Below are 21340 nucleotides of genomic sequence, written 5' to 3' on the forward strand. Positions count from 1 at the left end.
TTGCTTGCGGTTGCTACTCCATCGTGCTGCTGATCGTGGTATTCCACCAGCGAGGGTCTTACATATAAGACATGCGGTTTTGGAATGTGTCAGGATGACGGCGTGACCGACTTCACCCTCACTGGTCTCCGCGTCGTCCAGGCCGTAGTCGACACCGGATCGTTCACCGCCGCGGCCGACGCACTCGGATACACGCAGTCAGCGGTGTCCCGTCAGGTGGCGGCGATGGAGGCCGCCGCGGGTGCACCGCTGTTCATCCGGGGCGCTCGCGGGGTGGCGCCTTCTCCCGCGGGCATGATGCTCGCCCGCCGAGCCGCCAAAGCACTCAACGAGATCGACGCCGTCAGCACAGACCTCGCCGGGCTGCAGGACCACGTCACCGGACGCGTCACCATCGCGGCCTTTCCCTCTGCCGCCGCCGTGCTCGTCCCCAGGACTCTGGCCCGCCTTGGAAGCGACCACCCGGGTTTGATCGTCGAGTTTGGCGAGGCGTCATCACCCACGCAGCTTCGCCAACTCCGCGCTCACCGCATCGATGTCGCAGTGATCGGCGTGGGACCGGACCTGCCCGCCTATGACTTCGAGGGACTGCGCCGCGACCTGCTCCTGGACGGCGGTCTCCTGCTCGCCGTCCCCGCCAACCACCGGTTTGCTGGCCGCGGAACCATCCCGGTGGCCGAGCTGAGGGACGAACCCTGGATCGTCGGCAAGGGCCTCCGCGACGACCCTCAGTTCGGCCCCTGGCCAACTCTCGACCACCCACAGATCGCCTACGCCGCCCGCGAATGGCCCACTCGCCTGGGTTTTGTCGCCGCCGGTCTCGGCATTGCCGTACTGCCCGAACTGGCCGCCCCGGCGGTCCCCACCGGCGTCCGCACCGTCCACGTCAACGACCCCGCCTGGCTCGGCCGAGCCACTGTCGCCGTCACGGTCCGCAACCGCTCTCCCGAGGTGACGGCCACCGTGAAGGCGCTCCGCCACGAGGCCGCACAGCTTCGTGCGGTGCCATAACGCCGCACCCGGCAAGGAAAACCACGCTGCGACATGACCGCGCCGTCAACTGACACGCTCGACGCATAGCCCAGCCGGCCAGCAGAATCATGGCCTCGATCACTGTGCTGGCCAGCGCGCCGCAGGGCCGGCTGCACCGCGTTGAGAACGAGCGCCAGCCGGGCACCGTACCCAGCCGCGCACACCTGGTGTTCGCCGTGACAGCAGGACGCAGGAGTCGGCTCAGGCCCGCCGCCTGGCACGCGACTATGAGCGGCGCACACCGGTCTGCTGGTCGGTGAGGCTGTTCATGACGCGCCGCCTGGCCCGGCCACGCCCGCAGCCAGCGTGAACCGGCCCGGCCCGGCGCGGGCTCGGCCAGCCAGCCACGCGCGACTGGCCGTGTTTTGAAAGTGGGCTCCGCTCCTCGTCTCGCATTGTGATGATCTTGGTGTGGGGCGAGGGGACCTTTCTGATGAGCAGTGGGCGGTGCTGGAGCCGTTGTTACCGGTGGCGGTGTTGGGCAGGCCGGCAGCGTGTCGACGAAAGTTGATCGATGGGATCCGCTGGCGGGTGCGGACCGGTGCTCCGTGGCGGGATCTTCCGGCGGAGTACGGTCCGTGGCAAACGGTCTACGGTCTCTTCCGTCGCTGGCAGCGGGGCGGTGTCTGGAAGGAGTTACTGACCGGGCTGCAGGCCCGGGCAGATGAGGCTGGGCTGATCACGTGGGAGGTCAATGTCGACTCCACGGTCTGCCGGGCCCATCAGCATGCGGCAGGCGCCCGCCGCGACGGTCACACCCAGAAGGAGCCGCCGGGCGGGACTCGCACCGGGCCAGAAGACCACGGTCTGGGCCGGTCCCGTGGAGGCTTCAGCACCAAGATCCATCTCGCGTGCGAGCAAAGGCAGCGGCCTTTGTCGCTGCTGGTCACCGCTGGGCAGCGGGGTGACAGCCCGCAGTTCACGGCTGTCCTGGAGGGCATACGGGTACCTCGTCCCGGGCCGGGACGTCCCCGCCTCCGCCCCCTGCGAGTGCGGGGCGACAAGGCCTATTCATCTCGCGCGAACCGGGCCTACCTGCGAAAGCGCGGGATTCGCTGCACGATTCCGGAGCCGGCCGACCAGGTCCGGAACCGAAAGCGGCGCGGGGCGGCGGGCGGGAGGCCACCAGCCTTCGACCGCGAGGACTACAAGGCCCGGCACGCGGTCGAGTGCGGGATCAACCGGCTGAAGCGAAATCGTGCGGTGGCCACGAGGTTCGACAAACTGGCGGTCCGTTTCGAAGCCACCGTTCTGGTTGCTGCGATCGGTGAATGGCTGTGACAGGCATGGGGGGCCTCGCGTGCCATGCTGACCGCGATCAATGGAGCGGGCGAGGGGAGACACCACCGATGGGGGCCCGGTACTACGGCGCTGACAGTGAGAACGGCGACCGCATCGACGACCCGTCCGAGGACGCTCTGTTCATGATGATCAGCGACCTCAACGGCTCCGACAACACCTTCGTTGTCGTCCAGCCCGATGAGGACGACCCCATATGGTTCGCCTCGGTGGCCGTACTGGACGAAGGTGGCTACGAGGTCGTCCGTCGCGATGCCAGCCGCCGCGAGCACGACGTCACCACCTCGGCCAGCATCAACGACATCGCCCGCGACCTCACCATCTGGATGGCCGCCCGTCACTTCCCAGAACAGCCAACCGAGCAGGTCACCGACTTCTAAAACACGGCCTTGGCGCTTCGCCTTCGACCGCAGTGCCTCCACCCGCGCTGGCACCACGTCCATGCCGAACCCTGCGGCCATCTCCTAGCAGGTCAGCGGCCCTTGATGGAGCCGGAGGCGGTCCGCGAACGTCTGCAGGATGCGCTGGTAATCCAACGACAGCACCGACCAGTCCTGCCCTTCACGCCACACCGGCGCCTGCGGCTTCGGCTTCACCGCACTCCGGGGCGCCGACGGCGCGTCCGGGTCCTGCGGATCCCCGGTGACCTCCATGTCGGCGGTGCTGCCGCCGTCCGGAGCCAGCACCGTATCGACCCGCCTGCGGGCGATCACCCACTCCTGCCATTCCAGCTCGGCCACGGCCAGCTCGGCCTGGATGCGGTCGGCCTCCTCACGCAGCTCGTCCACGCGACGGGAAGAACCCAGCTCACGCTGTTCCAACGTCCCAACCACCGACGGCATCCGCGACCTCCCGGGGAACGACAACCCGAACAGACCACCACTCCCACCGAATCACCGAACCCACGCCCTACCAGCGGAAACGCAGCGATCAGGTCCGGAAAGACAACAACGGCTTCTGAGGGTGCGGCATCGGGATCGAGATCGGTCGAGGACCGTAAGAAGCGGATTCACCTGGTGCAAGGTGGGGACACACACTCTGACGGTCAAGGAGTGCGTCTTCAGCGTCTGTCGCGAGACTGGACGGGCCACCTTCCGCCTCAGCACTCTCGGGCAGGGCAGCAATGGTTCGCGCGACGTCTCCTTCGTGACCCTCATGGATGACATCAACATCTCCGGCGAAGCCGCAGTCGAACCGGTCACGCTCGACATGGAATGCACTGTCTTCAACGGCTCCGCGTGTACCGCCGCCCCGCTGAACGTTGGCCAGACGCAGACCATGACCGCATGGGCGGTCAGTCCGAGCGCCTTCTTCGCATTCACCTCCCCCACCGCCGGCGCCACGGGCACCGACCTGCTGAGCTGGTACGACTTCGAGGGAACCGTCAACGCGTCCGACGAGACCGTCTCGACCGGCAGCAACGGCTTCCGCTGCGGCTCCGCGAGCTACCTGACGTACGCTCAGGGTTGCGTCTTCGACGTGACCCAAGAGCTCTGGTACGACGTGAGTACCAGCAACCCCGAGGTGAATGAGAGCGCCCAGCACATCCTCGACGCCCAGGGGCGCCCCGATCTCACTCTGCCGCCGTGGGCAGGCAAGACGGTGCCCGGCTCGATCTTCAGCGGGCAGCCTCTCACGCGCGTCTTCTACGACATGACTCTGCGGAATGCGAACCGGGCCAAGGCCGTGGCCACGTGCAGGCAGTATTGGGGCACGTACTCGGACCTCGGGCTGGACTGCGACGAGTATCCGTTCGCAACGACCTTGGAGGGCGCTGCCGCCGGAGACGACCGCTACTCCGCCCGCGCGCTCGACGCAGCCGACAACCAGAAGGCCGGATCGATGCTGGGGGTCTTCTACGGGCGCCAGCGCGTACTCGATAACGACACCTTCTACGTCGTCGTCATCCCGTAACTCGTAAAGGCCAGTAACCTGGCGAAGCCATGGCCCCGGTCTTGTGGCCAGGCAGCCCGTCGGCCACAGGACCGGGGCATCACGATCACGAAAAGAAGCGAATCTCATGGCTGGTCCGACGAGCCCCCTCCTCCGTACCGATGCTCAACCACGCGTCGAGTACCGCCAGTTCCTACTCGCCGACCACGAGTCTCTTCCCGAGTTCCCCGGCGGATGGAAAGGGTCTTCTCGCGTCCTGGTTGAGGGCGATCGAGGAATCCTGTTCCGGACCGCGGGCAATGACTTTTATCCCGACGTCCGCATCGAAGTGTGGTCGAGCGAACCCCACCTTCCGCAAGATCAACCGTGGGATGTGATCGAGGAAGCCGCCATCGTCAGCCAAACCGGGCGGATAGGGCTGCGAGAGTGGGACCACAGCCCCAAGGGGGAGCTGCTACAACTCGGATCGCCAGGAAACTACCGACTGCGAGCCCATTGCCGCGGACGCGCTGAGGCCACCGCACGCTCTGCACAAGACATGTATTACGAGGGTGTCGAAGAGTGGCTCCTGCAGATCTGGCCCATCGCACCCAGCGATTGAGTCACCGTGCCCTACACCTACCGCCGCGAGTCCTGCCGCGTCACCGCTCCGCGCCGGTCCGAGGTAGGCGGTGCGCTCACAGTTGTGCCCGTGTCATGCACGACGAACTACCAGATCACGTCACGAGGCTGCCAACAGGGGGCCGAGTTCGGCGGCCCACTGCGGGTAGAGCGCGACCTTCTCCTCGTGCAGCGCAAGGGTGTCCCGGGCCAGGGTGGGCGTCATGTCATCGGACAGGTCCGGGCCAATGGCGATCTTGGCCAGATAGGGCATGATCTGCGGGTCGCCGGCCAGGTGGACCGGATCGTGCATGTACCGCCGCAGAGCCGGCAGATCGGCGATGCCGACGCACATGGCATGGGTGAAGCCGTCGGGATCGCCGAGTATCTGACCCACCGTCGAGAACGACACCGACTCGACAGAGGCTGTCCGCCGTATCACCGCAAGCACGCGCTCGCACTCCTCTTCGGTCGCAGTCTCCCTGAAGGCAAAACGCAGCATGTGAACGATCACGCCTGTGCCACCCTTCGAGACAAGTTGAACCAGTTGGTTCAGATTATTATTCTGAGTAGTTCAATAGCTACACTGAACCCATGGGTTCAGAAGTGTCAACCGGGAGCAGGCGCAGTACTCGTGGGCTGATCGAGCGGCGGCAGGCGATCCTGGACGGCGCGTTCGCGGTGTTCGCACGACGCGGCTATGCCCAGGCATGTGTGAAGGAGATCGCGCAGGAGGCGGGCGTGGCCAAACCGACCGTCTACAGCCATCTGAACGACAAGGCGAGCCTCTACCGCGAGGCCGTCGAGGCCGTCGCCGACCGGATCGGCGCGCGCAGCCTCGCTGTCGTCGAGCAACTGCGTGAAACCGCCGCGAACGCCGACCCGCGGACGGCGCTCACGGTCGTGGCCTGCGGCCTGCTGAAGGTATTTGGCGACGAAGATGCCATCGCCGTAAGGCAGTTGGCCTGCGCGCAGGCGGCGCAATTCCCCGACCTGGCGGCGAGCGTACGCGAGCGCACAGCCCTGCGGGTACGATCCGCCCTCGCTGACCGCCTGGCTCGCCTGGCCCTCGATGGTCGCCTGTGCAAGTGCGACCCAGAGCTCGCCGCCGAGCACTTCCTCTCCCTGATCACCGGCTCGCTGGAGTACCGCCCCGGCGCTGCCCCGGACACCGTCGCGGACACCGCCGTGGACGTCTTCCTGCGCGCTTACGGAAAATGATCCGCTCCGGCCTGTGGCCGCGAACTCGACGCACCGGCAGGTGCGGAACTTCCACGCGCTCGCCTCAAGCAGCGACGATGATCCACCCGGAGGAACACCGTCGACCACCTGATCAACAGCTGAAAGCCTGGCGAGGTATCGCCACCCGCTATGACAAGACTCCCGGAAGCTACCTCGCCGGCCTGCATCTCCGTGCCACCATGATCTGGATCAACGGCCCCACACGAACCGCCCTTTGATCACGACCGGATACAGGCCCTAGATGCATCGACGCCCTGAGAACCACAGGGCACCAGAACTACGCCCGAACAAATGAACAGTCATGCCTCTGCCCCGGCTCCCACCGTCAGCGAGGCTCCCGAAGAAGACCCCCTCGGCCTCCACCGGCAGGTCCGGGTTGCACCCAAGGGCGGCTGAACCATTGGCTGGACGGTTGCTTCCAGCGGGGGATCGGGGGTGGGACCGGAGGTGTGAACCCACCAAATCGGGAACCGCCCGTTCTCGCAGGTCAACCTTGGTGGGCAAGCCGATCACGCACGACGACACCTCTAATTCGATAGTAATTAGAGGTTCTGGATCTCTGAAGGACCCGGGGCGGCGTGTTCCGCTCGGGCAGGACGTGTGCGGTCCGGTCGGTGCTGTGGTGATCCCTACGACACCTCCGACCGATCAGGTCTGTTGAAAGACCGGTGGCGCCGTGGTGCCGGCCGGTCCTCGCACGTTCTTCCCCCACGGGCCTCTCGGGTTCGAGATCCTCGTTGGATGAGGCTGCCGCACGGTGACGCGTTTTTCCTCACGAGCTTCGAGCTCTGGACACGGCGTGCGCCCGTGCGTTAAAGCGGTGCCGCGCACGGCTGATGAGGTGGTGGGCCTTGGAGCCCTGGAATTAGTGCGCCGTGCGGCCCCGTGTGCTCGTGTTCGTGAACAGCACCGGCGAAGGGGCGGGATCCATGGCCGTGTTCTGCGGGGTCGACTGGGCGGAGGGACACCACGACGTCGCGATCATCGACAACACCGGCAAGCTGCTGGCCAAGTGCCGGATCGACGACGGCCTGGACGGCTACCAGCTGCTGCTGGACCTGATGGCCGATCACGGCGACACCGCCGAGACGCCGATCCCCATCGCGATCGAGACCAGCCGCGGCCTGCTGGTCGCCACCCTGCGGGCCGGCAACCGGCAGATCTTCGCGATCAACCCGATGGCGGCCTCTCGCTACCGCGACCGGCACGGCGTGGGCCGCAAGAAGTCCGACCCCGGCGACGCCCTGGTCCTGGCGAACATCATCCGCACGGACGTGCCGATGCACCGGCCGCTGCCCGACGACAGCGACGTAGCCCAGGCCGTCGCCGTTGTCGCCCGCGCCCACCAGGACGCCGTCTGGAAGCGGCAGCAGATCACCAATCAGATCCGCTCGCTGCTGCGCGAGTACTACCCGGCCGCGCTCGACGCTTGGCGGGAGAAGGCGGGCATCCTGAGCCGTCCCGACGCCCGGAGGATCCTCGCAGCGGCCCCCACCCCCACCCTGGCGGCAGAGCTGCCGACGTGGAAGCTGCGGCTGATGATGACGAAGGCGGGCCGCAAGTGCGGCATTACCGCGGACGCCGAACGCCTCCACACGCTGTTCCGGCAGCCCACCGCCCACCAGCTGCCTGCGGTCGAGGAGGCCATGGGCATCCAGGCGAAAGCCCTGCTGACCCAGCTCGACGCCGCCTGCAAGGCCGTCGACGAGCTTGCCAAGGCGGTCGAGGAGACCTTCGGCACCCACCCGGACGCGCCGATCATGCTCAGCTTCCCCGGCGTCGGCGCACAGGTCGGCGCCCGCCTCCTGGCCGAGATCGGCGACGACCGCACCCGCTTCGCCACCGCCGGCGGACTGAAGGCATACGCGGGCGCGGCCCCCATCACCCGGGCCTCCGGCAAACGCAAGTACGTCGGCCGCCGGTTCGTGAAGAACAACCGGCTCAACCACGCTGGATACCTCTGGGCCTTCGCCACCCTCACCCACTCGAAGGGCGCCAACGCCCACTACCGACGACGACGCGAGACCGGAGACTGGCATGCCCAGGCCCTGAGGCACCTGTTCAATCGCATGCTCGGACAGCTCCACCACTGCCTTCAGACTCGCGTTCCGTTCGACGAAACGATCGCCTTTTCCGCAGGGCCGAACACCGCTACGGGGTGACCGGCGGTTCTACGTCTTCGGGTACGGCCATGACGAGACCCGAGCTGACTGGGCGCTCGTCGTTGACAAGAATGAGCCGGTTCCCGGCCCAGCGGTCGAGCTGAGTGCAGGCCCACGCGGGGTCATACGCTGCCGTGGGCAGCTGGGGTATGCGCTTGCGGCCGGTGTCGTCGAGCCGGTAGGGGATGTCGAAGGCCGCGTTCCAGCCGTCCAGGTTCGCGGCAAACCGCTCTTCCGCTTCTGCTGGACCGATTCCCAGGTACTGGGCGATCTCCGTCCAGGAGCTGCCTCGCTCGCGTTCGTAGATCACGGCCGAGGCCAGAGCGCGCTCCGCGAGTTCGATGAGCTGAAATGTCTGGCTGACCCGGCCCCCGGGACCGGTGTCTGGGTCGTTCTCGGTGGCGACCAGGCCCGCGGCGCCATCGGCGACGTCCACGGCGTGATCGCAGAGGACCAGGCGTGCCAGCGCCTGGCGGGTGAATCGCGCACGGTCGGCGTCGTAAGGGGTCGTCTCAGTCACCCGCACAGCCTCCCAGGCTGTGCGGGTGGCGAGTACCTGATTTCGCCGGGGACCGGTCTCCGCTTGACGGCTTAGCCGCATGAGGTGTCTTCCCCACGCGATAGCCGGGAGAAAGGGTGCACTCCACGGTCAGGTGCTGACTCTCGCTCTGCTGCTCTGGTGACGACTCATCTCGGTGTCGGCCTGGGGCCGGACTGAGCTGGGGCTGTGGAGGCGCACCGGCGGACTTTTGAGAAAGCCCAGCTCACTGGGATGAGAGTCAGACGCTATTCAAGTACGCCGAGGTCTCGGTCCGGGGTGCAGCACACGCAGGGCGGGATCTGGTCGACGGTTACTGCGCGCAGTGCCTGTTCGCGGGTGAGCGCCTTCTTCGGGCCGCTCATGCCGCAGTCCCAGGTATGGACGGTGGGGGCTTGTCGCCTTCAGCGGGAGGCCGCCTCCGCGACGCGCTCCTCGGCCACACGTATCCAGTGCTCGGTCTGCTGCAGGTGGTGGAGCTGGATGTTGTAGAGGAAGCGCAGCTGCTCCAGGCGGATGCGGGGGTCGCGGGGCACGACGAGGCCGGCCGGGTCAGGCGGCGCGGGCAGCGGCGGACCCGGGGGTACCGTCGTCCGGTGCCGCGGCCACATCGCCGACCGCCGCCGGGATGGTCTGCTTGAGAGCCATCCGTCCCTCCACCACCATGCCCGGCTCGAGCGTGGCCCAGTAGGGGTGGGTGGAGACCGTGACGGACAGCTCCAAGACGGCGGCGCGCAGCCGGGCCACCTCACTCTTCTCGTGGTCGGTGTGGCCGGGACTGTCCGGCTTGGCGCTCGTGTGGTCGGTGTACGGCTGCTTCTCCCCGGCAGCCCATCCGGGCGCCGGGTCCACGTTCCACGGCAGGGTCCGGCACAACTGGTGGTAGGCCGCGCTCGCCTGGTGAAGGCGCAGCTGGGTGTCGCGGAGATCGTCGGGCTTACCGATCGTCGAGTCGGCCAGATGGGTCCTGCGCAGTGGTGATGCGTCGCGGACATGTCCGTGACGTGCCCTTCGATATGTTCTTCGAAGCTCGTGGATGTCGAGTTGGGGGTGTGTTGAGGAGGATGAACGTGTCCGGTGAGCGGCTCGACTCGGAGTGGGTGCGAGGCTGGTGCGAGCAGACTTCTGCGGAGCTCCGGGCTGTGATGTCGTCGTTCCTGGAGACGCATGGTTTCCCACCAGGTGAGAACGCCGTCGTCCTCGCAACGGATGCGAGCAGTAAGGCGACGGATGCACTGGTGGACCTGACGCCGATTCCCTCCGACCTGACCACTCTTTACTGGGTGATTTGCGAAGTCTCCATGCCCGATGTCGAGCACGGATACTTCATCCACTCAGCCTCGACCGTTGCCGAGCACTTCCGCGAGTACGGATCTGTCCAGATCGACGATGAGTCACTAGCCATCGTGTTTGCCAGTGATGGTGGCGGTCGTCTGTTCGCAGTGGCAGGCAGTGGACAAGTCTGGAAATCGACTACTGCCTCCTGGTTCGACGATTTCGCGGTCGCCGCAGCATCGATCCAGGAATTCCTTGAACAGATCGGCCGAAGGGTCGCCGGCCAGGACTGACCCGGGAGCCGTGGCGTGGCTGCCGCTTCAGGATTGGTCACGTTCCAGAAGCTGGGCTTCGAGCTGAGAGATCCGCCGATCTAGGAAGCGCGTGTTGGAGCGGGCGGCTTGGAGGCGGTCTTCGAGTGTGCGCTTGTCTTGGGGCAGGAGGCGCAGGCGCTCCTTGAGGGCCGTGTTCTCGACGGTGATGCACTGGGCTGATTCCTGTGGTTGGTGGGTCTCCAAGTCGCGGATGTGGCCTATGAGCTGCCCAATCCTGTTCCGCTGGGTTCGGATCTCGCTGTGTGCGTCCTTGAGGGCGGCTTCGGCGTTGAGTGCTCTGTCACGCAATCCGTCCTCGACCCTGGGCGCGGGGAGGGCGCTGGCGCGATCCCTGCTGGCTCTGTCGTGGTGGATGCTTTCGGCGACGAGGGCTCGGGCTTCGGGGTTTTCGTAGAGGAAGGTGCGGGAGACAGCTGCCTGGCGGACAAGGGCAACGACTGTGATCGTGGTCCGTTGTCGCTGCAGGATGGTGATTGCAGCGCGGACCTGCTCGATCTTGGTCTGGGTTCGTGCGCGACGGGCGCGGATTGCTGCCGCTGTCCGTGACGTCCGGAAGGCGGTGCTCCACATGCGGTGGAAGTAGTCCTGCGGGCGGCGAAGGTCCAGAGCGAGCGCGTCGTCGAGGAGGCCGAGCCCGGCCCACGCCGCTGGGCGGGCGCTCAAAGCGCAAGGGGCCTCGTGCGGGAGCACTTGGAGTTCGGCGCCGGAGGGATGTGCGCGAGGCCGCTACCCCCCTGACATGGTCTCTGCTGGTCCCTGACCGGCTGAGGCCGCGAGCCAGTGCAGCTCCTGGGCCGCCTACTACCACGCGGGGTTCGGCAACAGCCGTACGCAGGCGTACCGGCTCCTTCGGCGGCTCGGGGGCCTCCGCCACCTACAGGTCCAGTACCGCCGACAGGCGCCGGCCGTCCTCCGCAGTGTCCGCACCGCACGACACCGCTCCCAACGCAGCCAGCTTCGGCAGGACCCGCTCATCCGTCACCGCCAGCCCAGCCCGGTGCGACAAGACCACGATCAACGCCCGCCGGCCCTGGTTCGCCAGATGCAGACTCACCCGTCGGCCCCCGTCGTCCACGGCCGTCGACACCAGCAACGCCGCCCGCCGCGCCTCACGGCCAAGCACTGGCAGGGTCAACGCCCAGCTGTGTCCGCCCAATCGCGGGCGACGACGTTCCATGGGAAGAGGGGCCCGGGGTCGATCCGCCGCCGTACCATCTTCTCCGGCTGGTCTTCTGCTGGGACCAGTCGCTCGTCGAGGTCGCTGTGCCGACGCAGTTCCACGATGGCGGGGTACTGCTCCCGCAGCGAGCGAAGAAGGGCGCGTAGCGCTTCGATTTGAGCCGGCGGGAACTTTTCCGTCGGCTGCTGGCCCCAGCTCGTGAACCAGTTGGGATAACGTCCACGGTTCACCAACTCGATCCCGATGGACGGGGTGTTGAACCCCTGGACGTGGAAGGCGACTCGGTCGAACGGCACAAGGCGGTACACGGTCCCGTCCTGGTCTACGTAGAGGTGCCCGCACACGCCCCGGCCGGAATCACTTGCTGAGGCCGACTTCTCGGCCTCAGCCCAGGCAGCCGCCATGTCGGGCAGCTCGGTGGCATGCAGTACGACCATGGAGATGTCCGCCTCGTTCCGCGCTGGCAGAAGGGTGTGCCATTCGACGATCCGGTCTGTGATCTCGATGCCGCCGCGCGGTTCCATGTGGCGACTCTAGTCTCCGCTCAGCAGCAGGTACGCAACGCACATGGCGACGGCGCAGCCGCCGGTGGCGGACAACTTCATCCCCCAACGATAGAAGTGGCCGCGCCGCTCCCACACTCCCACCCCACCGGCCCAGAGCTGTCGGGCGTGCTTGGCGTCGGCCGAGGCGATGCAGCGTGCGATCCCCATCCGGGCTATGTGCAACGCACGAACGTACCGGAAGAAGCAGCTGGCACCGGCCCCCACCAGAATCAGGCCCAACAGCAGGAGGCACCGGAAGGCCAATGGCATTCCGACCAGCCGGTCGAAGGGCAACTGGGTGAGCGTGACGAGCATGGCCGTCAGGGCCAGCGTCACGTACAGCATCACGTGCCGTGCGTCCTCGCCCGCGACCTCGATCATCGACTCGATGTAGGCGAGTCTGCGCTCCTCCGGGCCTTCCAGATCGGATAAGTCGTCCGGGAAATCAATCATCGGAGCGGGTTCCCCTCCGTGACTTCTCACCCAGTGCGGCAGAGGCGATCCTGTCAGTCGCGGCGTAGGACGACAGAATCAGCGACGGCTGTCCCGTTGCCGCTATTCGGAGCAGCTGGCGTGCGAACTCGTTGTGCCTGACCCGCTTCTGGCTCATGGAAGTCTCCTTCATGTAGCGGCCCGCCACGGGCTGAGGCCCCAGCGGCGACAGGTGCTGCCCGTCTGATCACATGCCGAAACAGCATTCAGGCGGCAAGCCTCTTGGGCAGGACGGTTATCTCGCGGGTCCGCTTCACGCCGACACCGTCGGTGGGCGTCTTGCCTTGCCCGTGCCGAAGCCGCACCGCCTTGCGCGCCACTGGCTCAGTGACCTGCCCGTAGAACTCCCCGAAGATCTCCAGCGTGTGGTCGACCAGCTTGACGGGACGCCCGGTGCGCAGCAGCAGTTTCTCCAGGTTGCCCGCGATCACCGGCACCGCCCGGTTCTCCACATCCTGCGGATCCGGGCGTGTCAGCGACGCCATGGAGAACAACCCTGGGTCAGCGACTTCTCGTTGCCCTTCGGCGAGCGGACATGACCGCCCAGCCGCCACACGGCCATCATGCTGAAGTTCATCAGCAACTCGGTCGCCGGCTTCCTCTGCGGCCGTTTGCGCGCCAGCACCTCCGTGAGCCGATCCTGCGGCAGGACCAGCCCGCACGGGTCCAGAAACAGGAAAAGCGGCGCCTGTACGGCGCGTTGCACCACATCGTCCAGGACGCCGACGACCTCGCCGCGATGGGCGTGCGCCAGCAGACCGCGCGCCGCGTACTGCTATACGACCGCGCAGCCGCTCAAAGGACTCCTGCTGCGCTTCCGTGAAGAAGCAGTCCAGGGTGAGCCCGTGCTTGGACCGAAGGTAGGAGGCGATCCGCAGCGCGATCTCCGCCGACGCTGGATCACCGTTCTCGTAACGGCCCTCACCCGCGTGCCCGTCCAGATACACCACGCGCTTGCCGTGGGAATGAGACCCCGTCATCCCGCCGAACTGCGGCAGGTAGCGCCTGAGTAACTCGTGCTTGAACACGCTGGGCAGCGCCTTGTCCGCCCAGTAGCCCCCACTCGTTCCCGACGACATCGCCACACCCCCGGATCGATCTACAGTATCCGCCTGATTACAGATGGTGAAGCACGGAGCATGGATCGGGCAAGACCGACGGAACCGCGCGCGCCGGACATCGCGAGCTTGCGCTGCTTTGTGAATGCGCAGTTCAGAAGGCGGGCGCGGCGGATTGTCGTGGACTTCGGTGATGCGAGGGGTCCGGTACCCATGGGGCTTCTCGCTGCCGTCGGCACTCCTGTTCCTGCGACGGTCCTCCTCCCTTCCGCTTGGCTGCCCGCATCCTTGTAGCGCTGGGGGCGTAATCGGTCGTCTGCGCCCCTCCGGCCCCCGAAGCGGCTAATCGGCTCGTTGCCCCTGGTGGGTCCAAAAGGGGCAACCGCCGCTGACTTCAGCCGGTGGACTGGCTGATGCGTCGTTCGAGGTGGATCTCGGTGAAGACGGCGACCTTGGCGCGCAGGGCCCAGGGGTCGAAGGGCTTGCTGATGTAGTCGACCGCACCAGCTGCGTACCTGCGGGCGGTGTGCTCGGGATCGACGCCCATCGCGGTGAGTCGTCGTGATGAAGCAGCGCCTTGAGGGCTTCGCGGCCGGAGGACACGGTGACGAGTTCCTGGTCCAGCGTCTCTAGTACCGCTCTCATGGCGAGCAGGTTGTCGGGCTGGTCGTCCACGACCTGGACCTTGGGCATGGGCTGCGGCAGGGGCAGAGCGGCTGGGCGTTCGACGGCTTCGAGCTGACGCTCCAGCAGATCGCAGCGAGCTTCCGCGTTCGCCCTCTGCTCTTGTGCTGCCCGGAGTTCGTTTCCCAGTCGCTTCACCGCCTGCCGCTGGACGTCACGCTCGCCCAACAGCTCCGAGGCGTCGGAGTGGGCTGCTGCCAGCTGGCCGGCGCGCTCGCGCTCGGCGGTGAGCGTCGCCTCCACCGGATGCGAACTCCTTCCGCCGCAGGCCGAACGGGGACTGAAACTTTTTTCTGGGCTACACCGGCGGTCTGGAAAAACTCGTCCAGGACATCGGTGTGGAGTAATTCTCCGTTTTCTTCTGCAAGAAGCGGAGCCCGGAAGGAGTTCCGGGCTCCGCTCTGTGTACTGCTGTACGAATAGGTCAGTCCACCTGACGAATCCGAAAATCGGACGTCGGGTCGGCGACCGACTTGCTGAATTCGTTCAGCATTCCGAAACCGTGCTGGAGTTTGACGCGGTCCTCGACGTCGAACGCGACCGCCGTGCGAGTGCCTCCGGTCGGGTTCTTCTGGTGCTCGGCCACCCAGTACGCGACTTCCCGCTTCGCCACTTCCTCGTGCGCCTTGAGGTCGCTCAGCGGCCTTCGGTAGAACTTAGTCATCTCCGGATTCACGAAGACCGTGTCGATCTGGCGCGCTCCCCGCTCACCTGCGGCTTCGCGCAGCGTCCGGATGGCGGAGACAATCCCCTCGCCGACCGTCGGCCCGTCGCAGTCCTTGATCTGCGCCTGAATATGGTTGATCACGTTCAGGCGAGGAGTCGAACCGTCCGTCGGCGGTACGTCGGTGCGGAGATCCGGAACACTTGCCACGCTTTTCACGAACAGGGTGATGAACCAGGACTGTTTCCGTCCCTCAGGCTGCTGAACGCTCAAATTTCCCCCCAATGGAGTTTTGGAAACCTACTCAGCAAGTAGACACTCCGCACCAGAGGCCGTCAATTGTCTGCGGTGAAATAAAATTAGATGCTCTCGTTCCATCCGTCACGCTGGTCTCCATTGGTCACGGAAAGACTCAGCCGGAGGCCAGCGCATGCGCCGCCGCGACCAGCGCCGAGTTGTCCCGGGCAAGGCCGAGGACGGGGGCGGAGAACGCCGACCCCTACGCGGAGCCCGAGATGCTCTGCGGTCGGCCTGCGGCTGCGGGATCATCGACCGTCACTGGCTGTTCGAGCAGTACGTCGCCCTTCGCCGAACGCTTCGTGACCTTGCCCACGAGAAGGGCATGAGAGTTGCGAACATGACCAGATGGGCCCACCACCAGCGCTTGCCCGCGTCCCCGCGGCGGAGCCAGCCACAACGACCCCCTCCACGCAGCCGACTCGGCAGCCGTGCACCAACTTCCGTGCCGTCGCGGCCGCCGGGCTCGGCCGGCCCCGAAGTCGGTGATGAGGCTTCCTAAATTTCCCCACCTTGTGCTCAGGGGTGGGACAGACCTGCTCTCCGAGATTCCCCACCTCCGAGGCCCCGCCCCGCGGCCAAGCCTCAGTGATTCGCCAACTGATCCTCCGAGCCCCGCACCTTTCGTTCGGTCCTTGGGCACCCGGACAAGACCGTCACCCGCCTCATCACCGAGACACACCGACGAGATGCTGTACGGAGCGGCAGGAATACGCGCGGGCCTGGCGGGGAATGGCCAGGCCCGCGCGACAGGCTCCAGGTCGATCCGCGACCACCGTGGAGCGTCCACGCTGTCGGCCTAGCTGTCGCCGACGGCGAACTGGTCGATCGTCGCGGCGTAGCTGGTGAGGCCACCGGTCACGCACCCGGCGCCGAACTCGATCAGGTTGCTGGTGGTGCGGCCGTTGGCGCGTGCGGTGCCGTCGGCGAAGGTGCCGTCAGCGATCGAGCCGCCCTCCAGGGAGAAGGACTGCGCGTCGCCGCGGAAGGTCGACTGGTGGATGACGGTGCGGCTTCCGTCGTTCCAGTTGATCGTCACCTTGGCGTAGTCGGGTCCGACGGGCCCGGGACAAGCGCCAGTGAGAGCGGATTCGACTCTGACCGTACCGCCGCTGATCTTCGGGTGGTTTTGGGATCTGCAGACGCCCATTTCACCGTTGGCGGCCAGCCGCACGGTGTTCTTGCTGAATGTGATGCCGGGGTTGTACTGCACGTTGAGGGAGCCGCCGTTGCAGACGATGTCGCCGATGTTCGGACGGGGCGGCGGCAGCGGCCGGGTTGAGAGGGGCAAGAGCGATCACCGCGGCAGCGGCAACCACCGCCGAAACGAATGGACTACGCACGTGGGAGCCTCGTTCCAAGCTGGGATGGGGGCGAACGAGAGAATCGAATCCGCTTCCGTGCCGGCAGGTCTGCGCCGCGCCTGAAGTCCTCGGAGCGCCATTCCAACGGCCAACCGCGAACTGCCCGCAGCAGGCAGCCCCCGATCCCAGTTGCCGACAGCAACCGCATGGGGAACGAGGAGCGAGACTGGCCGATTTCACGAAGCCTCATCAATTCGCCAAATACGCCCATCACCTACGCACCAGGTAGGTGAAATCCCCGTGTCCAGTTCCACGCAGGACTGGAGGGTGAGGTCGCCCCAGTACAGGCCGTGTGTCGGGGCGCCACGGCCCAGGGAAGTGACGAGCGTAGACCTGGTGGTGAAGGATCCCGCGCGATACACCACCGCGCGCCACACCGCTTACGCCGCGCCCGGTGAGTGAACTATCAGGACAGCTGGACCGCCATCGAGTACACGCGAGTGATCTGGGTCTCGTTGCTGTTGTCGTCCGAGACCAGATACAACGGGCGCCACCCTTTGTAGGGGCCGTCGGTCCACGCGCCGCCGAGAGCCATTCCCTCGACATTGTCGAGCAGCGGGTTGAGCTGTCTCGTCCCCGGCGTCGCCACCATTCCGGGGCCGCCCGCCGGGCATTGGGCGAGGTCGAAAACGGGCTCGGTCGTGGCGTAGATGTCGGCCGGCTGGTCGTACAAGGACTCCTCGCCCGTCACGTCGCTCGCGTTCGCCAGTGATATTTCGACGACCTGGATCGCGCTGCCGAGACTCGCGGTGTACTGGCGCTCCAGCGCCAGCAGCCGCCCACTGTCCACCGCGGCCAGCTCCACAAGATACATCCCGTTCCCGGAGACATACGCGTACTGCCTGTCCGGCGTGTACGCGCCACCGTGCGTTCCCGTGTACCGCTGTATGCGCAGGATATTGCCGCCACCGGTGTCGCCGTCCTGGGCGAGCGGGGCCTCCCAACCGGCGTACAGATAGCGGCCGTCTGGGGAAACGGCGAGAGATTCGATGCCTCGGCCCATCTGGGCACCACCCGCAGGCGGGTACTGGAGCTCCTTCGGCACGGGGATGGACGGGCCGATCTGCTCTCCGCCCTCGATCTTGAACCGGCGGATGGAAGGACCGGTCTCGGAACCGATCAACATCGTCTTGCCGCCCTTCTCGATGACCAGCGCCTCGCCGTCGTACCAAGGGGGCAGCTTCCCGCCCTCCGCCGGGCGCAGGGTGTTGGCCCTACCCGCCGAGGGCTTCAGGTCGAACGGCGAACCGAGTTTAAGCGGGAAGACGCGGCCCGGTGAGTTGTCGGCGAGCGCGAGTGCGACCGGAGGATCGGCGGACTGCAGACCGAGTGCCGAAATGCCCTCCACCTTCTCGTTCTCGACGTCCTCCTTGTCGAGAGCGTCGGAATGGTCGAGCAGTACGGCACGGGGAGAACACCTTCCCGTGGCCTCGGCGGGATCTGTCTCCTGCCACCCGTCCAGCGCTGGCGGCAGGACCAGCCCGAGCACCAGGCCCGTCGCCCCGGCGAGCAGCGACAAGAGCGCTGTCCGGCCTCTGCGCGCCGCCGGCGGCGGGGCCGCCGGAGCGGGAAGCGGCGGAAGCACCGCCACATTGCGGATGAACCCCAGAGCGCCGACCCCGTTGTGGTCCTCGTCCTGCGGTTCCTGCGGCAGCTCCGGGCGCATACTCGCGATACGCGCCTTGACGCCCTCGAAGAGCGCATGCAGTCCGAGCATCCCCGGTCCGTCCGGGACCCCCTGGCGCATGATGTCGACCAGGGCGCCGGTGAACGCGGTACAGCTCAACGGATCGGGTGCGTGCGAGGGCCGGTCGCGCGGGGCCGACGTCATCACGTACGAGCCCTCGACATCCCGCAGCGTCTCGACGGCCACTTTCCCGCCTCGCACCCCGCGGTCCGCCGCGGACATCTGTGTCAGCACCTGTCCGCTGAAGCAGCAGTCGAGGATGAGCACCCGGCGCAGGGCCGAGCCATTCTCCCGGATGGCGTGGCGCACGTCGTCGGCACGCACCGAGGTGTACGGCTGGTCCTCAGCGGAGTCGGGCAGCGTCAGATGCAGCCTCTGGTCATGGCGGTCGAGGAGCCCGTGCCCGGCGTAGTAGACGATCAGGGTGTCTTCCGCCCGCTTGGCCGCCTCTCGTATCGGACCGACCAGTTCGGAGGGGGTTCCCGGATTCGACACGGTGGTGATCCGGTCTTCGGGGATGCCCCAGATCTCGTTGTCGGTCAGCGCGGCCCGCAGTTCGGTGAGGTTTTGCTTGACGCTTCGCAGTGAGTCGAGATGGGTGTAGTTGTCCACTCCGATCAAGACGCAGGTCGAGCGGCTCGGATCGATCCGCCGGGAAGGGCCGTCCGGCTGCTGCCCGTCCGACTGCTCGACACCATTCACAGCGCGCCCCCGGGGGTGCGACGGGTGTCGGGGTCGGGGTCCGTGTCGGGGTCATTCGGATGGGGGTCGGACGTTCGAGGCTCCGGGGTCTGCGGGTCGGGGGAAGCTCCCCCGGCGGGTGGCTCCAGCCCGAATCTGCGCAAGACCGCTTCGGTTTCCGCCGTGTTCGCCCCGATGATATTGATGGTGATCAGCGCCTGCGATCTGCGGCCCTGGCGCCAGGCTAAGTACGAGTAGGGCAGCTGCCCCAGCGCGGCTCCCGCGGAGATCAACGCGAGCACCGCATCAAGGCTGGGCCCCATCCGCCCGGGCACCGTGCCGGTGACCGCCTCGATACGGACGTGCCCACGCAGCGCCCTGTCATCCGCAAGCCAGTTGTAGAGAGAGCGCAAATCCGTCTCTTGGTCCGGTCCTGTCGTCTCAAATCTGATCTCCATCGGCTCCCCCGTTTTGGTTCGTTGCCGAACGACATGCCTCTCGTGTGTGCTGCACGCGACGGTGTAACTATCTTACGGAGAACGGGAATTGCGCCACCGCAATTCGACAGGTTCGTGCCACGGGCGGTAACCACCGGCCCGATCCCGCGAGACGCCGCCCAACCTTTCGTGTGCCCGGAAGGCGGTCTGCGTTTGCGGGCTGGGGTCAGACCGTCCGCGATCGGCAGAAGCACGGACTCGACCCGGTCGTCAGCGCGGACGCGCGCGTTGAACTCCCGGATGGCCAGGCCGTTTGAAGTTCCCCCCGCGAACTGGACAACGGGTGTTTGCGCTGCCGGGGCGAGGTTCTGCCTGAGCAGGGATCTCGTTTCGAGGGGGGTGACGTACCCGTAGTCGGGGTGCCGACGGAGCCGGCTGCGGTTGTACTCGACCTCGACGTAGCGGAAAACGTCGGCCCGGGCGGCCTCGCGGGTCTCCCACATGGTCGTCCCGATCTCCGCTTTCAGGATGGCGAACCAGCTTTCCGCGGCGGCATTGTCGTAACAAGAGCCGACGCGCCCCATCGACTGCCTCATGCGCAACTTGCGTATTTCGCTGCGGAATTCGTCACTCGTGTACTCGCTGCCGCGATCCGTATGCATGACGCAACCCTGCTCCAGGCCGCCACGCCCGGCCGCCATCCGCAAGGCGGCGACCGGCAGCTCGGCGCGGTGGTGGTCGGCCATCGCCCAGCCGACCACCTCCCGCGTCGCGAGATCGATACAGGTCGCCAGATACAACTTCCCTTCCAGCGTGCTGAGTTCCGTCATGTCGCCGACGAGCCGTACCCCGGGCCGGGGCGGGGTGAAGTCCCGGCCGATCAGGTCGAGCGCGAACACCGCCCGTTTCGCCTGCCGGGTCAGGCCCCGCCGCCGGCGGCGGGTGATCCCCACGATCCGGTGCTTGCGCATCAGCCGCTCGATCTTCTTGGAGTTCACCACCCGCCCGGCCCGCCGCAGGGCGGCGTGGATCCGCGGGGCCCCGTAGGCACCACGAGATCCGGCGTGAAGCACCCGGATCTCGCCCACCAGCACCTCCTCAGCCCGCTCCCGCACCATCCGGGCCGGCCGTGACGCCCTGTGCGCGTAGTAGGTGGAACGGGGCACTGCCAGCACACGGCACAGAAACACAACGCTGTGACCTGCAGGATTTCCCTCCGACGCCTTCTCCGCGTCGATGAAACGACACCGTGCCACGGTGTCTACCTCATCTTGTCCTGAGCGAAGAAGGCGGTCGCTTTTCCCAGAACATCGATCGTGGCCTCCTGCTCGCGAACCTTCCGCCGCAGCCGGACCAACTCCTCACGCTCCGCAGTGGTCAAAGCCCCGGCGGGCCCCTCACCGCGGTCGACCTTCGCCTGCTTCACCCACCCGCGCAGCCCTTCCGGACTCACGCCCAGATCCCTCGCGACCTCGGTGACTGTCTTCTCCGAGGACAACGCCAAGGCGACCGCGTCCCGCTTGAACTCGGCCGTGTACCGCTTGCTCATGTTGCTCTTGTTACCCACTACCTGTGACTGCTTCCTCCGGGACCAGCCGTCCCAGTATCAAGCTGTCCGGCCGACAGGGGGAACCTCAGTCCGGGTCACCGCGGCGAGCATTTCCGACAACGTCGGCGGCATGCACCTGATGTCCCACATCGCTGCCACGCACCCTCGTGTGACCAAAGCATGGGCCGACACCGGCTACCGCACCAAAGCCACTGAACACGGCGCCTGCCCCGGCATCGATGTGGAAGTCGCCCAACGCGCCCCGGGCGTCAAAGGCTTCAAGGTGATCCCGCGACGCCGGGTCGTCGAGCGGACCTTCGGCCGGC

24 protein-coding genes and 6 pseudogenes are annotated in these 21340 nt (G+C 66.7%); 10 read left to right on the forward strand and 20 right to left on the reverse strand.

Translation table 11 applies throughout. The features are described 5' to 3' along the window. Nucleotides 1–102: 102 nt before the first annotated feature. The 3 genes from ACIBLA_RS17335 to ACIBLA_RS17345 all read left to right on the forward strand — a co-directional run bounded on the left by ACIBLA_RS17335 (nt 103) and on the right by ACIBLA_RS17345 (nt 2711). Entirely contained in the window at nt 103–1011 is a 909-nt protein-coding gene (locus tag ACIBLA_RS17335) for a LysR family transcriptional regulator (protein ID WP_399199032.1), read from the forward strand. 432 nt (nt 1012–1443) lie between these two features. Next, nucleotides 1444–2313, forward strand: a complete 870-nt coding sequence (locus ACIBLA_RS17340) for an IS5 family transposase (protein ID WP_399199033.1) — start codon at nt 1444–1446, stop codon at nt 2311–2313. Nucleotides 2314–2381: 68 nt separating this feature from the next. Then, complete coding sequence (locus ACIBLA_RS17345; RefSeq protein WP_399199035.1) at nt 2382–2711, forward strand: hypothetical protein; 330 nt, start codon at nt 2382–2384, stop codon at nt 2709–2711. Between the two features lie 12 nt (nt 2712–2723). Here the strand turns inward: ACIBLA_RS17345 and ACIBLA_RS17350 are convergent. Beyond that, a pseudogene (locus ACIBLA_RS17350) lies at nt 2724–3173 on the reverse strand (hypothetical protein); the annotation flags it as partial. A gap of 313 nt (nt 3174–3486) precedes the next feature. Between ACIBLA_RS17350 and ACIBLA_RS17355 the strand changes: the two are divergent. After that, nucleotides 3487–4245 carry a NucA/NucB deoxyribonuclease domain-containing protein gene (locus ACIBLA_RS17355; protein WP_399199036.1) on the forward strand — a complete coding sequence of 253 codons (759 nt, stop codon included), beginning with the start codon at nt 3487–3489 and terminating at the stop codon, nt 4243–4245. Between the two features lie 106 nt (nt 4246–4351). Next, complete coding sequence (locus tag ACIBLA_RS17360; RefSeq protein WP_399199037.1) at nt 4352–4825, forward strand: hypothetical protein; 474 nt, start codon at nt 4352–4354, stop codon at nt 4823–4825. Between the two features lie 120 nt (nt 4826–4945). Here ACIBLA_RS17360 and ACIBLA_RS17365 read toward each other — a convergent pair whose 3' ends face one another. After that, nucleotides 4946–5338, reverse strand: a complete 393-nt coding sequence (locus ACIBLA_RS17365) for a Dabb family protein (RefSeq protein WP_399199038.1) — start codon at nt 5336–5338, stop codon at nt 4946–4948. An 80-nt stretch (nt 5339–5418) separates the two neighbouring features. Between ACIBLA_RS17365 and ACIBLA_RS17370 the strand changes: the two genes are divergently transcribed. The 3 genes and pseudogenes from ACIBLA_RS17370 to ACIBLA_RS17380 all read left to right on the forward strand — a co-directional run bounded on the left by ACIBLA_RS17370 (nt 5419) and on the right by ACIBLA_RS17380 (nt 8228). Beyond that, the gene (locus ACIBLA_RS17370; protein ID WP_399199039.1) at nt 5419–6045 is read left to right on the forward strand and encodes a TetR/AcrR family transcriptional regulator; all 627 of its coding nucleotides are present in this window, start codon (nt 5419–5421) and stop codon (nt 6043–6045) included. 90 nt (nt 6046–6135) lie between these two features. Beyond that, nucleotides 6136–6284: pseudogene (locus tag ACIBLA_RS17375) on the forward strand (IS5/IS1182 family transposase); the annotation flags it as partial. Nucleotides 6285–6995: 711 nt separating this feature from the next. Continuing rightward, entirely contained in the window at nt 6996–8228 is a 1233-nt protein-coding gene (locus ACIBLA_RS17380) for an IS110 family transposase (protein WP_399199054.1), read from the forward strand. On the opposite strand, the gene ACIBLA_RS17385 is transcribed toward ACIBLA_RS17380, so the two are convergent. The 4 genes and pseudogenes from ACIBLA_RS17385 to ACIBLA_RS17400 form a co-directional block, all read right to left on the reverse strand. Further along, nucleotides 8218–8748, reverse strand: coding sequence for a hypothetical protein (locus tag ACIBLA_RS17385; protein ID WP_399199040.1), 531 nt, complete (start codon nt 8746–8748; stop codon nt 8218–8220). The genes ACIBLA_RS17380 and ACIBLA_RS17385 overlap by 11 nt on opposite strands. Nucleotides 8749–9014: 266 nt before the next feature. After that, nucleotides 9015–9152, reverse strand: a pseudogene (locus tag ACIBLA_RS17390) (DUF6233 domain-containing protein); the annotation flags it as partial. A gap of 18 nt (nt 9153–9170) precedes the next feature. Further along, nucleotides 9171–9302, reverse strand: coding sequence for a hypothetical protein (locus tag ACIBLA_RS17395; RefSeq protein WP_399199041.1), 132 nt, complete (start codon nt 9300–9302; stop codon nt 9171–9173). A 16-nt stretch (nt 9303–9318) separates the two neighbouring features. Then, nucleotides 9319–9618, reverse strand: a complete 300-nt coding sequence (locus ACIBLA_RS17400) for a hypothetical protein (RefSeq protein WP_399199042.1) — start codon at nt 9616–9618, stop codon at nt 9319–9321. 212 nt (nt 9619–9830) lie between these two features. On the opposite strand from ACIBLA_RS17400, the gene ACIBLA_RS17405 reads away from it, so the two are divergent. Then, on the forward strand, nt 9831–10334 hold the full coding sequence (locus tag ACIBLA_RS17405) for a hypothetical protein (RefSeq protein WP_399199043.1): 504 nt from the start codon (nt 9831–9833) through the stop codon (nt 10332–10334). A 27-nt stretch (nt 10335–10361) separates the two neighbouring features. Here ACIBLA_RS17405 and ACIBLA_RS17410 read toward each other — a convergent pair whose 3' ends face one another. The 14 genes and pseudogenes from ACIBLA_RS17410 to ACIBLA_RS17475 form a co-directional block, all read right to left on the reverse strand. Next, nucleotides 10362–11039: a DUF6262 family protein gene (locus ACIBLA_RS17410; RefSeq protein ID WP_399199044.1), complete on the reverse strand. Its 678-nt coding sequence runs from the start codon at nt 11037–11039 to the stop codon at nt 10362–10364. A gap of 211 nt (nt 11040–11250) precedes the next feature. Next, the gene (locus ACIBLA_RS17415; protein ID WP_399199045.1) at nt 11251–11511 is read right to left on the reverse strand and encodes a hypothetical protein; all 261 of its coding nucleotides are present in this window, start codon (nt 11509–11511) and stop codon (nt 11251–11253) included. Continuing rightward, a complete protein-coding gene (locus ACIBLA_RS17420) occupies nt 11508–12080 on the reverse strand; it encodes an N-acetylmuramoyl-L-alanine amidase (protein WP_399199046.1) in 573 nt (190 codons plus the stop codon). The genes ACIBLA_RS17415 and ACIBLA_RS17420 overlap by 4 nt, the downstream gene beginning before the upstream one ends. A gap of 9 nt (nt 12081–12089) precedes the next feature. Continuing rightward, nucleotides 12090–12554 (reverse strand): hypothetical protein, encoded by a 465-nt coding sequence (locus tag ACIBLA_RS17425; protein WP_399199047.1) that lies wholly within the window; start codon nt 12552–12554, stop codon nt 12090–12092. Nucleotides 12555–12799: 245 nt separating this feature from the next. Continuing rightward, nucleotides 12800–13078: a hypothetical protein gene (locus ACIBLA_RS17430; protein ID WP_399199057.1), complete on the reverse strand. Its 279-nt coding sequence runs from the start codon at nt 13076–13078 to the stop codon at nt 12800–12802. Beyond that, on the reverse strand, nt 13066–13302 hold the full coding sequence (locus tag ACIBLA_RS17435; RefSeq protein ID WP_399199058.1) for a hypothetical protein: 237 nt from the start codon (nt 13300–13302) through the stop codon (nt 13066–13068). Before ACIBLA_RS17435 ends, ACIBLA_RS17430 begins: the two co-directional genes overlap by 13 nt. Nucleotides 13303–13360: 58 nt before the next feature. Continuing rightward, nucleotides 13361–13672 (reverse strand): annotated as a pseudogene (gene tcmP / locus ACIBLA_RS17440) (three-Cys-motif partner protein TcmP); the annotation flags it as partial. A gap of 373 nt (nt 13673–14045) precedes the next feature. Continuing rightward, a pseudogene (locus ACIBLA_RS17445) lies at nt 14046–14578 on the reverse strand (two-component system response regulator); the annotation flags it as partial. A gap of 181 nt (nt 14579–14759) precedes the next feature. Then, nucleotides 14760–15272, reverse strand: a complete 513-nt coding sequence (locus tag ACIBLA_RS17450) for a hypothetical protein (protein WP_363246851.1) — start codon at nt 15270–15272, stop codon at nt 14760–14762. 823 nt (nt 15273–16095) lie between these two features. Further along, on the reverse strand, nt 16096–16587 hold the full coding sequence (locus tag ACIBLA_RS17455) for a hypothetical protein (RefSeq protein WP_399199048.1): 492 nt from the start codon (nt 16585–16587) through the stop codon (nt 16096–16098). 479 nt (nt 16588–17066) lie between these two features. Next, nucleotides 17067–19049 (reverse strand): esterase-like activity of phytase family protein, encoded by a 1983-nt coding sequence (locus ACIBLA_RS17460; RefSeq protein WP_399199049.1) that lies wholly within the window; start codon nt 19047–19049, stop codon nt 17067–17069. Continuing rightward, the gene (locus ACIBLA_RS17465) at nt 19046–19402 is read right to left on the reverse strand and encodes a hypothetical protein (protein ID WP_399199056.1); all 357 of its coding nucleotides are present in this window, start codon (nt 19400–19402) and stop codon (nt 19046–19048) included. Before ACIBLA_RS17465 ends, ACIBLA_RS17460 begins: the two co-directional genes overlap by 4 nt. Then, nucleotides 19318–20721: an IS3 family transposase gene (locus tag ACIBLA_RS17470; RefSeq protein ID WP_399199050.1), complete on the reverse strand. Its 1404-nt coding sequence runs from the start codon at nt 20719–20721 to the stop codon at nt 19318–19320. The genes ACIBLA_RS17465 and ACIBLA_RS17470 overlap by 85 nt, the downstream gene beginning before the upstream one ends. Nucleotides 20722–20726: 5 nt before the next feature. Next, nucleotides 20727–21014, reverse strand: a complete 288-nt coding sequence (locus tag ACIBLA_RS17475) for a transposase (protein ID WP_363023801.1) — start codon at nt 21012–21014, stop codon at nt 20727–20729. An 85-nt stretch (nt 21015–21099) separates the two neighbouring features. On the opposite strand from ACIBLA_RS17475, the pseudogene ACIBLA_RS17480 reads away from it, so the two are divergent. Continuing rightward, nucleotides 21100–21340 (forward strand): annotated as a pseudogene (locus tag ACIBLA_RS17480) (IS5/IS1182 family transposase); the annotation flags it as partial.

The sequence above is a fragment of the Streptomyces sp. NPDC050433 genome, assembly GCF_044458565.1.
In the GTDB taxonomy this organism is placed as follows: Bacteria; Actinomycetota; Actinomycetes; order Streptomycetales; family Streptomycetaceae; genus Streptomyces.

Bases quoted from the DNA above. Each gene is read 5' to 3' on its own strand.
- ACIBLA_RS17405 (WP_399199043.1), top strand. From the start codon at position 9,831: ATGAACGTGTCCGGTGAGCGGCTCGACTCGGAGTGGGTGCGAGGCTGG.
- ACIBLA_RS17355 (WP_399199036.1), top strand. From the start codon at position 3,487: ATGGATGACATCAACATCTCCGGCGAAGCCGCAGTCGAACCGGTCACG.
- ACIBLA_RS17380 (WP_399199054.1), top strand. From the start codon at position 6,996: ATGGCCGTGTTCTGCGGGGTCGACTGGGCGGAGGGACACCACGACGTC.
- ACIBLA_RS17420 (WP_399199046.1), bottom strand. From the start codon at position 12,080: ATGGAACCGCGCGGCGGCATCGAGATCACAGACCGGATCGTCGAATGG.
- ACIBLA_RS17430 (WP_399199057.1), bottom strand. From the start codon at position 13,078: ATGGCGTCGCTGACACGCCCGGATCCGCAGGATGTGGAGAACCGGGCG.
- ACIBLA_RS17370 (WP_399199039.1), top strand. From the start codon at position 5,419: ATGGGTTCAGAAGTGTCAACCGGGAGCAGGCGCAGTACTCGTGGGCTG.
- ACIBLA_RS17345 (WP_399199035.1), top strand. From the start codon at position 2,382: ATGGGGGCCCGGTACTACGGCGCTGACAGTGAGAACGGCGACCGCATC.
- ACIBLA_RS17360 (WP_399199037.1), top strand. From the start codon at position 4,352: ATGGCTGGTCCGACGAGCCCCCTCCTCCGTACCGATGCTCAACCACGC.
- ACIBLA_RS17475 (WP_363023801.1), bottom strand. From the start codon at position 21,014: ATGAGCAAGCGGTACACGGCCGAGTTCAAGCGGGACGCGGTCGCCTTG.
- ACIBLA_RS17425 (WP_399199047.1), bottom strand. From the start codon at position 12,554: ATGATTGATTTCCCGGACGACTTATCCGATCTGGAAGGCCCGGAGGAG.